Consider the following 12,055-nt stretch of genomic DNA (forward strand, 5'->3'; position numbering starts at 1 on the left):
GCCGTGGTGGCCGGCCAATGGCTGGCCCGCGGTGGATGCGCGGTCCTGGGCGGCGCAACGCGGCACCCCCCCGCCCGCGGCGATGATGGCGCCGGCGCCCGCCGGCTGGGCGAGCGCTTCGAGCGATCCGACATCGACCATCATGCGGAAGGCCTGGCCGAGCAGGAAATCGCCGACCAGCACGCTCGCCTGGTTGCCCCAGATCATGCGGGCGGTCTTCTTGCCGCGACGCATGCCGCTTTCGTCGACGACATCGTCGTGGAGAAGCGTCGCCGTGTGCATGAATTCGACCGCGGTCGCGAGCTTGACGTGGCCCTCGCCGGCATAGCCGAACATCTGCGCGGCGGCGAGCGTCAGCATCGGCCGCAGCCGTTTGCCGCCGGACGAGATCAGATGGTTGGCGACCTCCGGGATCATCTCGACATCGGAGCCGGCCTTGGACAGGATCAATTCGTTGACGCGCCCCATATCAGCCGCAGTCAGATCGATCAGATCCTTGATGGAGGCGGGCTCCCGCTTCCCATTTTCGATGTTGAGAACGACACCCACGACAATCACTCCCGTCTTGGTATAACGCGTGCGACGGCACCCTTGGTCCTTGCCTGGACTCTAGGGCGGCGGACACAGCCACGGCAAGAGGCGAATTGGCGCGGCGACGATGACAGAATGTCAACCGACGCACGGAAATCCGCCTGCCCGTTTACATCAGCGCCGCAAACTGAGAGTTTCGCCCGATGATTGAGCTCATTCGCACCAACGACGCTGTCATCATCTCCTTTGTCGAATCGCTGATGCGCGATGCCGGCATCGGCTGCTTCGTCGCCGACCAGAACATGAGCGTGCTCGACGGCTCGCTCGGCATCCTGCCGCGGCGCGTCATGGTCGACGCCGACCAGGCCGACGCGGCACGGCGCATCCTGACGGATGCCGGCATCGCCAACGAGATTCGCGGGAAATAATGACCGCCGCGCCGGCCACCCTTGTCCCGGACACGCCGGCCCATACGGTCGATGCTTTCCATCGCGGCCGGTTCTGGCTCGTGCAGCCCAAGCAAGGCGGCCATCGCGCCGGCATGGATGCGATGATGCTCGCGGCGTCAGTGCCATCCGCCTTTGGCGGGCGTCTCGCCGATTTCGGTGCCGGAGCCGGGGCTGCCGGCCTTGCGGTACTGTCGCGCTGCCCGGGCGCCCAGGCCGTGCTTGTCGAACGCGCGCCGGAAATGGCGGCCTTCGCCGCAGCAACCCTTGCCCATCCCGGCAATGCGCATCTCAGCGATCGCGCCTCGGTTCTGGTCGCTGATGTCACGGTGTCGGGCCGGGCGCGGGCTGTCAGCGGCCTCGCCGACAACGACTTCGACTTCGTCATCATGAACCCGCCTTTCAATGCCGCACGGGACCGCGCCACGCCCGATCGCCTGCGAAAGGAAGCCCATGTCATGGAGGACGGGCTGTTCGAGAGCTGGATCAGAAGTGCCGCCGCGGTGGTCAGGCCGCGCGGCGGGCTTGCCGTGATCGCGCGGCCCGAACAGCTCGGCTCCATTCTCGATGCGATCGCAGGCCGCTTCGGTGATGCCGAGATGCTTGGCGTCCACCCTCGCCCAGACGCGGCGGCGATCCGCATCGTCGTCAGGGCAGCGCTCGGGGCACGGGGAAAGCTTGCCATTCGCCCTCCCCTGATGCTGCACGCGCAATCAGGCCAAGGCCCCGATGAGCGCAGCGAAATGATCACCAACGGCCTCGCCTCGTTATTCGGAGATTGAGCTATTCCTGGCCCCCACATTGCCGTTGGCCGGAGAATTCCTACATGCCTGCAACCCATCGACCGGAGACCGCGCCCTCGTGAAACGCCTTATCAACCGCCTGCTGCCGAAATCCTGGCGCTCCACTGTCGTCACCATTCCGGTTATCCGGCTGCACGGCACCATCATGGCCGGAGGCGGCCCGTTCCGGCCGAGCCTGTCGCTGGCCTCCACCGCCGGCCTCATCGAGAAGGCGTTTTCCTACGACGCGCCGGCGGTCGCCATTTCGATCAATTCGCCCGGCGGCTCGCCGGTGCAGTCGCGGCTGATCTTCAAGCGCATCCGTGACCTGGCAACGGAAAAGAACAAAAAGGTGCTGGTCTTCGTCGAGGACGTCGCGGCATCGGGCGGCTACATGATCGCGGTCGCCGGCGACGAGATTTTCGCCGATCCGTCCTCGATCGTCGGTTCGATCGGCGTGGTGTCGGCCTCGTTCGGCTTCCCGGAACTGATGAAGAAGATCGGTGTCGAGCGCCGTGTCCACACCGCCGGCCAGAACAAGGCAGTGCTCGATCCGTTCAAGCCGGAGAAGAAGGAAGACGTCGAACGGCTGAAGGTGTTGCAGCTTGAGGTGCACGGCACGTTCATCGATCTCGTCAAGGAGCGGCGCGGCATGAAACTGAAAGACGATCCGGACCTGTTCACCGGCCTGTTCTGGACCGGCATCAAAGGCCTCGAACTTGGCCTGGTCGATGCGCTCGGCGACATGCGCACGGTGCTGAAAACCCGTTTCGGGGAGAAGACCCAGCTCAGGCTGATCACGGCACCGCGGGGTTTCCTCGGCCGCTTCGGCCTGTTCGGCTCGAGAATGGGCTTTTCGGCGCCCGATATCGCAGCCGCGGCCGCCAGCGGCGTGATTGATGCGGCGGAAGAGCGCGCATTGTGGGCGCGCTTCGGGCTTTGAAAAATCGGCGAAACCGTCTAGCATGAGCGTTTGAAGTCTCATGCATGTCGGTTTCCCAAAGCCGGATCCATTTTGGGCGACATGCATCAACCGACCCGACCGGCCGCCTTCGCCGGCACAGCGTGGGAGGAGTTTTGGCATGCCGCAGATCATTTTCTTCACCGTCGTTGGCGTCGCCGCCTATTTCGGCTACCGCACCTTCATCCGCGAAGCCGAACGCGTGACCGCCAAGGTGCGGCGCACCGAAAAGCAGGCGGCCAATGGCGCGATGGGCACGCTGGTCAAGGATCCGAAGACCGGCGAATACCGGCTGGCCAAGGACTGAGCATCATTTCACATGTGACTGACGCGGTGGACACCGATATCGGGTCGCGTACCTGGCATGCGCACGCCAAGATCAATCTGGCGCTGCATGTCACCGGCAGGCGCCCAGACGGCTATCATCTGATCGATAGCCTGGCGGTGTTCACGCGTTTTGGCGACAGGGTCGAAATCGTGCTCGCCGACAGTGATGATTTTACCGTGTCCGGTCGCTACGCGCCGGCGGTTCCTCTCGACGACGGCAATCTGGTGCTCAGGGCGCGCGATGCCCTGCGACAGGCGGTCGGCCAAAAGAGAACCCCGCCCGTTTCAATAAAGCTCGAAAAGAACCTGCCGGTTGCTTCCGGCGTCGGCGGCGGCTCGAGCGACGCGGCGGCCGTGCTGCGCGGGCTGGTGGAGACCTGGTCCCTGGACATCGATGGCACCGAGCTGGCGCGGATCGGCCTCTCGCTTGGCACCGACGTGCCGATGTGCCTGGCGGCCAAGCCGCTGGTCGCGCGCGGCATCGGTGACGAGCTGTCGATGGTCCCCGATTTTTCGGCGCTAGGGCTGGTGCTGGTCAATCCGGGCACGCCAGTCTCGACGGCCGAGGTGTTTGCTGCGCTTGCCCGTCGCGACAATGATGCACTGCCGCCGCTGCCGCGCAGCATCGATTTCCACAGCCTGCGCAACTGGCTGGAGATCACCCGCAACGATCTCGAGCCGGCAGCCCTTGCGATGCAGCCTGCGATCGGCAGAGCGCTTTCCTGGCTGAACAAGGCTGGATCGGGTTTTTCCCGAATGTCCGGGTCGGGCGCCACCTGCTTCGGCCTGTTCGAAACCGGCAATGTCGCCAAGCGCGCCGCCGCCGAGATCCGCGGCCGCCAGCCCGACTGGTTCGTCGCGGCAACGCGCAGCATCCCATCGGAGGGAGCAGATGGCCAGAATTGACGAGAGCCGTTCCTTCATTCCCATACGCATCGCGGTGCTGACCGTTTCAGACACACGCAGCCTCGCCGACGACAAATCCGGCCAGACGCTGGCCGACCGCATCACCGAGGCCGGTCATATCCTGGCTGCCCGCGACATCGTCACCGACGACCGCGAAAAAATCCGCGACACGGTTCTGGCGTGGTCGCGGGACAAAGATATCGATGTCGTCATCACCACCGGCGGCACCGGCTTCACCGGGCGCGACGTGACGCCGGAAGCGCTGGAGCCGATCTTCGAAAAGCGCATGGACGGCTTTTCGGAAGTGTTCCACCGCATCTCCTACGACAAGATCGGCACCTCGACGATCCAGAGCCGGGCGACCGGCGGCGTCGTCAACGCCACCTTCGTCTTCGTGCTGCCGGGCTCACCCGGCGCCTGCAAGGACGCGTGGGACGGCATCCTGAAAGCGCAGCTCGACTACCGGCACATGCCGTGCAACTTCGTCGAGATCATGCCGCGTCTGGATGAGCATCTGCGGCGCGGCAAATCGGCTTCGTAAAAGCCAGGCAAAGCGTCGGTTCCACGCCGCTTTTGCAGGCAGAACAGCACCGGCGCCTTCGAAACACCATTCCAAACCGGACCTCGGAAAAGTACCTTGCCTGAAGGCGATCATCGCCATCACGACAAGGCAGAACCATGACCACGCATACCGGCGGATGCCATTGCGGCAACATACGCCTTGCATTTTCAACCGAACTCGACCCGTCGCAAATCGAAGTTCGCGCCTGCCAATGCTCGTTCTGCGTCAGACATGGTTCGCGCGCCATTGCCGATCCGGACGGCAGACTGACCATCTCGGTCAAGGATGAGGCGCGATTGCGAAAATATCAGTTCGGGCTGAGGACGGCCGACTATTTGATCTGCCGGGACTGCGGCGTCTATGTCGCCGCAATCGCCGGAGAGAACGACGATGCAAGAGCGATCGTCATCATCAACGCCCTGGACGACCGAGAGCGGTTCAATCAGGCGCCGGTCCGTGTCGACTTCGATGCCGAAAGCCGGGCACAGCGCCAAGCCAGGCGCCGCGCTCACTGGATGCCTGTCGAGATGAACTTCGGGTAGGTCCTTTCAGCGGATGACCGGTTCGCCATGAAAGCGGCGGCGCGATGGCGGCGATACGCCGAAGCCGACTTCCATCATCAGCCGCGGCGTGCGCGACGGCACGGTGCCCATATGGAAGCCGAAGGGGTCTTCTACGAAGCCTAGTCCTGCTTCTCCAGTCAATGTCACCGGGCTCTGCTCACCATAGACATCCAGAACCTCTTGCGCGGGATGGCCGACCAGGAGGGTGAGTTGATGCTTGAGGCTGCGGCGCTTATGACTGCCCTTGATGTAGACATGCGGGCCGGTGTCGGCATCGACGGGCTTGAGATAGAAAAAGAATTTCAGCATGCGCCAATCGTCGAGGTCGAAATGATACTTGCCGAGCGAGGCGAGGTTCTTGTCGGCGTCCGAAGCCGCACCCGTCGGAAAGCTCCACCAGACCCGCGTCGTGATCAGTTTTGCCTGACCGCCGAGATAATGCGCGGCAATGTTTAGAAGCAGCGGATCGCGCTGGATGGCGAGGGCCGCCTGGCAATCGAGGATGCGCTCGAAAAAGTGCCCGCTGAGCAGCGAGCGGCCAAAGCGCTTCTCAGCTTCCGCATGTTCATCCGGCATGAATTCGAGACGGCGGTCGAAATTGCCGAAGCAGGGCGTACGCTGGGCGAAGTCAGCGATCTCTTCATGGATCTCCGGCGGCAGGACCAAGCCCGAAAACAGCCCGTCGGAGCGCAGCGCTTCGACCACCGCTTCACGTTCGATGCCGGCAAACATCGTATCCCCCGTATCCACGACCGGACGGGCGCGCTTTGCGCCCAGCCAATGCATGCGGCGTCCAGGCATGGTGCGCGCCAGCACGAACATCGGCAGCCAGGCGGGGTTTTCGCGCAGGTCCGTCAGATAGGTCGGAATGCGCACGGCGATACGCCGCAGCAGGCTGCCGTTGCGCGCAATGGCCTCGAGACTGGCCGCGCCGGATTTGTCGGGGGTTGGAAGGTTCATTGGGTCCTCGGCTATGAGAGGCGACACCGATGCCGCATCAGTGTTCATCACTCGGCATGACCCAAACCCAATTCACCCGCTTGGGCCGGAAGCTAACCTCGCGCCAGATTTTGTGCAATGCACAATGAACAGAGCAGGTGCAAAAAATCACCTCGGGGAGCGGCGTTGCTGCTTCGCCGGCGCCATCCAGATCTCGGCGTCGAGCCGCTTTGTCGCGAGGCCGCGGGCGATGGCCTCGGCGCTGCCGGCACTCTTGGCCGAGGCCGAGGCCTGACGCTTGCTGATCAGCAATCCGTCGGCCAAGGCGCGGTTTGCGGAAAAGACGCGCGCCAGGAACGGCGTGCGGCTGCCGCGCGCCCGCGAAAACCGTGCCGCCATGGTTTGCCTGGCCGTATGGTCGACGACCGCGTCGATCCAGCCCTCCATCAATCGTGCGCCCGGCTCCAGGAGCAGCAACCAGTCCCCCTTGGCTTGCCGGATCCCCGTGGCGATGCCGCCCGTCACGTAGTGGCAGCCGGCATGCTCGGCCACACGATGCGTCTGGTCGGTAGAGCCCGTGTCACAGACGATGACGTCACGCACCACGCCCTCGACCGCGCCGCCAATCAGCGAGGCGAGCGTGCGGGTAAGCCCTTCCTCGTCATTGCACGTTTCGATGAGAACACTGAGCATCGTTAGCCGATAGCGGAAAGCGCGGCATAGCGCCAGTTATCCAGCGAACCTTAAAAAGTTCTTGCTTTGTTCTCTTCAACAAAATAGGAATAATTTCATGAACAGAGCGATTCGACACAACACGGACAGTCCCTGGGAGCGGGCGAAGATGGAACAGATCGTGCGCGCCGACATTGCAGCTTTCGGAGCCGGACGGGCCGAGATGGCCAATGCGATGATCGAGCAGAGTGGCGTGCGTGTCCGGCCGGACCGCAACCGCGGCAGGTCGGCGGGCATCAATCCGTCCGGCCGGTTCGAGCCGGTCAGCCGGCATGTTTTCGACGATGGCTGGAATTCGCTGGAAGAACTGCCGCCCTTCAAGACCGAAGTGCAGGTCGAGAAGCCGCGCACCATCATCACCCGTAACGAATCGCCCGATATCTCCTTCGATCGTTCGATCAACCCTTATCGCGGTTGCGAGCACGGCTGTGTCTATTGCTTTGCCCGGCCGACGCACTCGTTCATGGGCCTGTCGCCGGGTCTGGATTTCGAATCCAAGCTGTTCGCCAAGCCAGATGCGGCGCGCTTGCTCGACAAGGAGCTGTCGAAGGACGGATACCAACCGCGAACCATCGCCATCGGCACCAACACCGACCCCTACCAGCCGATCGAGAAACAATACCGGATCATGCGCGAGATCCTCGAAGTGCTGGAGGCGCGCGGTCATCCGGTCGGCATCGTCACCAAATCCGCTTTGGTGGTGCGCGACATCGATATCCTGTCGCGCATGGCTGAGCGAGGGCTGGCCAAGGTGGCTCTGTCGGTGACGACGCTCGATCGCATGCTGGCGCGCACCATGGAGCCGCGGGCTTCGACGCCGACCAAGCGGCTGGAGGCGATCCGGCAGCTTTCTGATGCCGGCATTCCAGCGTCGGTCATGGTGGCGCCGATCATCCCCGGGCTGACCGATCCGGAGATGGAACGCATCCTCGATTCAGCACGCGCCGCCGGCGCGCGCGAGGCGGGTTATGTCGTGCTGCGCCTGCCGCTGGAGGTCAGCCCGATCTTCAAGGACTGGCTGCTGCGCCACTACCCCGATCGCTATCGCCACGTGATGTCGCTGATCCGCTCGATGCGTGACGGCAAGGACTACGATTCGGAATGGGGCAAGCGCATGAAGGGCGCCGGTCCCTATGCCTGGCAGATCGGCCGGCGCTTCGAGATCACAGCCAAGCGGCTCGGCCTCAATGCCGAACGGCGCACGTTGCGGACCGACCAGTTCGTTGCTGCTGCCAAAGACCAATTGCAGCTGACGCTGCTTTGAGAATGCAATTCACTGCGGCGGCTTGATCTGCCACAGCACAGGAATCCCGTCCGGCCTGCCCCGGCCTGCAGACGGTGCCCTCCCGGTCCGGCGCCCCACCGACCCGGAGGGACTTGCGGAGAATCGGAACCGATGCGAACCTCGCCGCAACATGGCTCGCGCGCGTTCTGATTCTCCGCCTCTCTTTGAGATCATCGAGAAGCCCGACTTCTCCTTCGAGACGAAGGCGATAGCCGACGGCCTGTGGCCGGTTGCGGGCATGGACGAGGCCGGCCGTGGTCCCTTGGCGGGGCCAGTGGTCGCCGCGGCGGTGGTACTCGACCCCGCCAACATTCCGGACGGACTGGACGATTCCAAGCGCCTCACCCATTTGCAGCGTGAGGCCCTGTTCCTGAGCATTCTCGGCTCCGCGCAAGCGGTCTCAATGGCCTCGATCAGCGCCGAGGGCATCGATGGCAGCAACATCCTAAAGGCAAGCCTGGAGGCGATGCGCCGCGCCCTGATCGGCCTGTCGGTTCAACCGAAGCTTGCCCTCGCCGACGGGCGCGACGTGCCGCCGGGCCTGCCCTGCGCGGGGCGCGCGCTGATCAAGGGCGACCAGCGTTCGCAATCGATCGCCGCCGCCTCGATCGTCGCCAAGGTGATGCGCGACCGCATGATGTGCGGCTGCGGCAACCATCACGACCGCTATGGCTTCGAGTCCCACATGGGTTACGCCACGGTCCGCCATCGCACGGCGATCGAGGCCCATGGTCCCGTGGCACGGCTGCACCGCGTGTCGTTTGCGCCGTTCAGATTGGGCGGGGTGGAAGTGATTGAGGAAGAGAGCCTCGTCGCGCTCGATTGAGCCGAGCGGCAGCTGATCTCCCCCCTCGAGGGGGAGATGTCGCCGAAGGCGACAGAGGGGGTCGGCTCGACTGGGCACGACGCCATTCTTCAGCAAAGATGAGGTCAGCGCTTCACGCGCGGCGACCCCCTCTGGCCTGCCGGCCGTCTCCCCCTCAAGGAGGGAGATTACGCGCTCGACCGCCTTCGCCAATCTGGTTTTCCACAGCAAAAAAGCCGCCAGGTTGCCCGGGCGGCTTTGATCGTATGGGGACTGCGAAGGCCTAGTTCAGTTTCGACTTCACGTCCGCAAGCGAAGCCTTGAACAGATCGGCACCCGCCTTGGCGTCGATCTTGCCGGCGAGCAGCGTGCGTGCTGCCTCGACGGCGATATCGACGGCGCTGGCGCGGACTTCGCTGATGGCGTCACGTTCGGCCTGGCCGATCTTCTGTTCGGCAAGCGCGGTGCGCCTGACGACATAGTCCTCGGTCTTCTTGTGCGCCTCGGCTGCAAGCATGTCGGCTTCGCGCTTGGCGGCAGCGACGATGGCCGCGGCCTCCTGCTCGGCTTCCTTGCGCTTGCGCTGGTACTGGCCAAGCAGCTGCTGGGCCTCCTCGCGCAGCCGGCGCGCTTCGTCCAGCTCATTGCTGATCCTGTCGGCGCGGGCGTCGAGCGCCTTGGCGATCATGCCAGGCACCTTGATGTAGACGGCAACGCCCAGGAAGATGATGAGGGCTATCGTAGCCCAGAGCGTCGCGAGAGATGTGTAATCCATGATGCGCTCCTCACCGGGCCACGGATTTGACCGCGGCCGCGATCTCGGCCTTGCTGGCCTTGCCGCCGACCAGGGCCTCGACGATCGCCGAAGCGGTGTCCTCGGCGATGCTGCCGACTTCCTTCATGGCATTGGCCTTGATGGAAGAAATGCGGGCTTCGGCCTCGCCAAGCTTCGCGTCGAGCGCGGCCTCGACCTTCTTGCGTGCGGTCTCGGCCTCGACCTTGGCCGCATCGTTGGCCTGCTGGCCGATCGCGTTGGCCTTGGTCTTGGCTTCCGCCAGTTCCTGCTCGTAGGCAGCAACGGCGGCGTCGGCCTCGCCCTTCAACTTGGCTGCCTGATCGAGATCCTGCGTGATGCGATCGTTGCGGACATCGATGATGCCCCCGACGCGCGGCATCACAATCCGCTTCAGGAAGAGGTAGAACAGCCCGAAGGTGATTGCCAGCCACAGAAGCTGCGACGGGAACGTCGCCGGATCGAATGGCGGAAACGTACCATGCGCTTCGGCAGGCACGCTGGTGCCGGAATGCGTGTCGCCTTCCGTCGCAGCGTGGCTGGTATCGGCTGATGGCGCGGACTCTTGCGCGAAGGCAGATGTCACGAACATGGACTATCCCCGAAATTCAGACCCGCCGCTTGCGCGACCGGCCTGTCCAATCTTCTCACGGCTTAGCCAAGGTGAGGCTCAGCCGAACAGGGCCAGAAGCGCGATGAGAAGCGAGAAGATGCCCAGAGCTTCGGTCACGGCGAAGCCGAAGATCAGACGGCCGAACTGGCCATCAGCAGCCGACGGGTTGCGCAGAGCGCCCGCCAGGTAGCTGCCGAAGATGTTGCCGAGGCCAATGCCCGCGCCACCCATGCCCAGGCAAGCGATGCCGGCGCCGATGTACTTTGCTGCTTCTGCGTCCATTTGTTCAACTCCTTTGGATCTAAAAATTCCGTTGCGATTTCATCCGGCGCCAATGCTGGAAACTCTTGGGCCGGAAACTTTTGCTCAGTGCCCGGGGTGCAGGGCGTCGTTGAGATACATGCAGGTCAACACGGCAAACACGTAGGCCTGCAGGAAGGCGACCAGCAGTTCCAGTGCCGTCAGCGCCACCGCCATTGCCAGCGGCAGGATCGAGCCGGCGACGCCAACCGCGCCGAGCGCGCTCAGGCTGACGACGAACCCGGAGAACACCTTCAGCGTGATATGGCCGGCGAGCATGTTGGCGAACAGACGAACCGAGAGGCTGACCGGGCGCGACACGAAAGAGATCACCTCGATCAGCACCACCAGCGGCAGCAGGAACACCGGCACGCCATGCGGCACGAACAGCTTCAGGAAACCGAAACCATGCTTCATGAAGCCATAGACAACCACGGTTGCGATCACCAGCACGGCAAGGCCGAAGGTGACGATGATGTGGCTGGTGACGGTGAAGAAATACGGGAACAGGCCGAGCAGGTTGGCGACCAGCACGAACATGAACAGCGAGAACACAAGGGGGAAGAACTTCATGCCCTGCGTGCCGGCGGCGTCGCGCAACATGTTGCCGACGAACTCATAGGCCATTTCGGAGACCGACTGAAGCCGGCCGGGAACCAGGCTGCGGCTCGACGTCGTGAGAAACAGAAACGCCGCCGCGACGACCACGGTTGCGACCATGAACAGCGCCGAATTGGTGAAAGACAGATCATAGCCGCCGATGTCGATCGGAATCAGCTTGTTGATATGGAACTGGTGGATCGGATCGACCTTGTCAGCTGCCACGTTCAAACCCCGTCAATGCCGCGTACGGCCTCGTTACCATTACCGCACACGAAGCACGGTCATTTCTTGTCGTCTTGGTCACGGCGCGATTTGTCGCCCTGTCCGAACTCTGCCACAACGCCCGCGGAACGCATCACATTGAGCACGCCGGCGCCAAAACCAAGCAGCAGAAACACGATCAGACCCCATGGCGATGTCCCCGCCAGACGGTCGATGATCCAGCCGATGCCGGCACCCACCACCACTCCGGCGATAAACTCGCTGGAGAGTTTGAGCGCCTGGCCATAACCGGCCACACTGCCCGCTTTCGCGTCGTCTTTCCCCTCGAGCCGGTCCGGCCGCCTTGTCGCGAGCGATGCTTCAAGGTCACGCCGGCGGCGCTCAAGATCGTCGTCGCGGATGTCGGGTTCATGCTGCTTGCCGCGGCCGGTTTCTCCGGTTCCGCCTGGCCCATTCTTGTCGGCCATCGCAACCCCCCTGCCCGGCCAGACCGTCACCGTCCGTCCGCTTCTAAAGTCGCCGGCAACATAGTTAGAGGGTTTGCGCCCGTCAAGCCACGGGCGGAAGTTCATTGCCATGTATTTTAGGCAGCAAAATCAACGGATTAGAAAGGTGCGACATCGTGCCCGCGGCGATGATGGGGATACGTTGCGCGAATCCCCCGGGCAATGGCTCTTCGATCGAC

17 protein-coding genes are annotated in these 12,055 nt (G+C 63.6%); 9 read left to right on the forward strand and 8 right to left on the reverse strand.

The window, feature by feature from the left end; translation table 11 throughout:
- Positions 1-549 (reverse strand): polyprenyl synthetase family protein (locus NKJ06_RS11345; RefSeq protein ID WP_352809800.1); only part of this gene is annotated, 549 nt, incomplete at its 3' end.
- A gap of 185 nt (positions 550-734) precedes the next feature.
- Here NKJ06_RS11345 and NKJ06_RS11350 point away from each other — a divergent pair.
- The 7 genes from NKJ06_RS11350 to NKJ06_RS11380 all read left to right on the forward strand — a co-directional run bounded on the left by NKJ06_RS11350 (position 735) and on the right by NKJ06_RS11380 (position 5,057).
- Positions 735-959: a putative signal transducing protein gene (locus NKJ06_RS11350; RefSeq protein WP_015318845.1), complete on the forward strand. Its 225-nt coding sequence runs from the start codon at positions 735-737 to the stop codon at positions 957-959.
- Entirely contained in the window at positions 959-1,759 is an 801-nt protein-coding gene (locus tag NKJ06_RS11355) for a tRNA1(Val) (adenine(37)-N6)-methyltransferase (RefSeq protein WP_352626499.1), read from the forward strand. The genes NKJ06_RS11350 and NKJ06_RS11355 overlap by 1 nt, the downstream gene beginning before the upstream one ends.
- Positions 1,760-1,838: 79 nt before the next feature.
- Positions 1,839-2,702: a S49 family peptidase gene (locus tag NKJ06_RS11360; RefSeq protein WP_352626497.1), complete on the forward strand. Its 864-nt coding sequence runs from the start codon at positions 1,839-1,841 to the stop codon at positions 2,700-2,702.
- Positions 2,703-2,841: 139 nt separating this feature from the next.
- Entirely contained in the window at positions 2,842-3,027 is a 186-nt protein-coding gene (locus NKJ06_RS11365) for a membrane protein (protein ID WP_027023000.1), read from the forward strand.
- 26 nt (positions 3,028-3,053) lie between these two features.
- Positions 3,054-3,953 (forward strand): 4-(cytidine 5'-diphospho)-2-C-methyl-D-erythritol kinase, encoded by a 900-nt coding sequence (locus NKJ06_RS11370; RefSeq protein ID WP_352809830.1) that lies wholly within the window; start codon positions 3,054-3,056, stop codon positions 3,951-3,953.
- Positions 3,940-4,494 (forward strand): molybdenum cofactor biosynthesis protein B, encoded by a 555-nt coding sequence (gene moaB / locus NKJ06_RS11375; protein WP_352626495.1) that lies wholly within the window; start codon positions 3,940-3,942, stop codon positions 4,492-4,494. The genes NKJ06_RS11370 and moaB overlap by 14 nt, the downstream gene beginning before the upstream one ends.
- A 137-nt stretch (positions 4,495-4,631) precedes the next feature.
- Entirely contained in the window at positions 4,632-5,057 is a 426-nt protein-coding gene (locus tag NKJ06_RS11380; protein ID WP_352626493.1) for a GFA family protein, read from the forward strand.
- A gap of 6 nt (positions 5,058-5,063) precedes the next feature.
- Here the strand turns inward: NKJ06_RS11380 and NKJ06_RS11385 are convergent, their stop codons facing one another.
- Both NKJ06_RS11385 and NKJ06_RS11390 read right to left on the reverse strand, forming a co-directional pair.
- Positions 5,064-6,038 (reverse strand): phytanoyl-CoA dioxygenase family protein, encoded by a 975-nt coding sequence (locus NKJ06_RS11385; RefSeq protein ID WP_352626491.1) that lies wholly within the window; start codon positions 6,036-6,038, stop codon positions 5,064-5,066.
- 147 nt (positions 6,039-6,185) lie between these two features.
- Positions 6,186-6,710 carry a glycosyltransferase gene (locus NKJ06_RS11390; protein WP_352626489.1) on the reverse strand — a complete coding sequence of 175 codons (525 nt, stop codon included), beginning with the start codon at positions 6,708-6,710 and terminating at the stop codon, positions 6,186-6,188.
- Positions 6,711-6,858: 148 nt separating this feature from the next.
- Between NKJ06_RS11390 and NKJ06_RS11395 the strand changes: the two genes are divergently transcribed.
- On the forward strand, positions 6,859-8,013 hold the full coding sequence (locus tag NKJ06_RS11395) for a PA0069 family radical SAM protein (RefSeq protein WP_352627286.1): 1,155 nt from the start codon (positions 6,859-6,861) through the stop codon (positions 8,011-8,013).
- 151 nt (positions 8,014-8,164) lie between these two features.
- Complete coding sequence (rnhB, locus tag NKJ06_RS11400; RefSeq protein WP_352626487.1) at positions 8,165-8,860, forward strand: ribonuclease HII; 696 nt, start codon at positions 8,165-8,167, stop codon at positions 8,858-8,860.
- 262 nt (positions 8,861-9,122) lie between these two features.
- Here rnhB and NKJ06_RS11405 read toward each other — a convergent pair whose 3' ends face one another.
- From NKJ06_RS11405 to NKJ06_RS11425, 5 genes are all read right to left on the reverse strand, one after another.
- Entirely contained in the window at positions 9,123-9,614 is a 492-nt protein-coding gene (locus tag NKJ06_RS11405) for a F0F1 ATP synthase subunit B (RefSeq protein ID WP_352626486.1), read from the reverse strand.
- A gap of 10 nt (positions 9,615-9,624) precedes the next feature.
- Entirely contained in the window at positions 9,625-10,224 is a 600-nt protein-coding gene (locus tag NKJ06_RS11410) for a F0F1 ATP synthase subunit B (protein ID WP_352626485.1), read from the reverse strand.
- Between the two features lie 78 nt (positions 10,225-10,302).
- Entirely contained in the window at positions 10,303-10,527 is a 225-nt protein-coding gene (locus NKJ06_RS11415; protein ID WP_006206606.1) for a F0F1 ATP synthase subunit C, read from the reverse strand.
- 84 nt (positions 10,528-10,611) lie between these two features.
- Positions 10,612-11,370, reverse strand: a complete 759-nt coding sequence (locus NKJ06_RS11420) for a F0F1 ATP synthase subunit A (protein ID WP_352626484.1) — start codon at positions 11,368-11,370, stop codon at positions 10,612-10,614.
- Between the two features lie 59 nt (positions 11,371-11,429).
- Positions 11,430-11,837: an AtpZ/AtpI family protein gene (locus tag NKJ06_RS11425; protein WP_352626482.1), complete on the reverse strand. Its 408-nt coding sequence runs from the start codon at positions 11,835-11,837 to the stop codon at positions 11,430-11,432.
- Between the last annotated feature and the right edge of the window lie 218 nt (positions 11,838-12,055).

Origin of the sequence: Mesorhizobium sp. M0293 (assembly GCF_040321735.1) — a bacterium.
Lineage (GTDB): Bacteria > Pseudomonadota > Alphaproteobacteria > Rhizobiales > Rhizobiaceae > Mesorhizobium.

What these genes read in the sequence shown, in the direction of transcription:
- NKJ06_RS11390 (WP_352626489.1), bottom strand. Translation starts at nt 6,710, where the DNA reads ATGCTCAGTGTTCTCATCGAAACGTGCAATGACGAGGAAGGGCTTACC.
- NKJ06_RS11365 (WP_027023000.1), top strand. Translation starts at nt 2,842, where the DNA reads ATGCCGCAGATCATTTTCTTCACCGTCGTTGGCGTCGCCGCCTATTTC.
- NKJ06_RS11385 (WP_352626491.1), bottom strand. Translation starts at nt 6,038, where the DNA reads ATGAACCTTCCAACCCCCGACAAATCCGGCGCGGCCAGTCTCGAGGCC.
- NKJ06_RS11405 (WP_352626486.1), bottom strand. Translation starts at nt 9,614, where the DNA reads ATGGATTACACATCTCTCGCGACGCTCTGGGCTACGATAGCCCTCATC.
- NKJ06_RS11350 (WP_015318845.1), top strand. Translation starts at nt 735, where the DNA reads ATGATTGAGCTCATTCGCACCAACGACGCTGTCATCATCTCCTTTGTC.
- NKJ06_RS11355 (WP_352626499.1), top strand. Translation starts at nt 959, where the DNA reads ATGACCGCCGCGCCGGCCACCCTTGTCCCGGACACGCCGGCCCATACG.
- NKJ06_RS11380 (WP_352626493.1), top strand. Translation starts at nt 4,632, where the DNA reads ATGACCACGCATACCGGCGGATGCCATTGCGGCAACATACGCCTTGCA.
- NKJ06_RS11415 (WP_006206606.1), bottom strand. Translation starts at nt 10,527, where the DNA reads ATGGACGCAGAAGCAGCAAAGTACATCGGCGCCGGCATCGCTTGCCTG.
- NKJ06_RS11410 (WP_352626485.1), bottom strand. Translation starts at nt 10,224, where the DNA reads ATGTTCGTGACATCTGCCTTCGCGCAAGAGTCCGCGCCATCAGCCGAT.
- NKJ06_RS11425 (WP_352626482.1), bottom strand. Translation starts at nt 11,837, where the DNA reads ATGGCCGACAAGAATGGGCCAGGCGGAACCGGAGAAACCGGCCGCGGC.
- NKJ06_RS11395 (WP_352627286.1), top strand. Translation starts at nt 6,859, where the DNA reads ATGGAACAGATCGTGCGCGCCGACATTGCAGCTTTCGGAGCCGGACGG.
- rnhB (WP_352626487.1), top strand. Translation starts at nt 8,165, where the DNA reads ATGGCTCGCGCGCGTTCTGATTCTCCGCCTCTCTTTGAGATCATCGAG.
- moaB (WP_352626495.1), top strand. Translation starts at nt 3,940, where the DNA reads ATGGCCAGAATTGACGAGAGCCGTTCCTTCATTCCCATACGCATCGCG.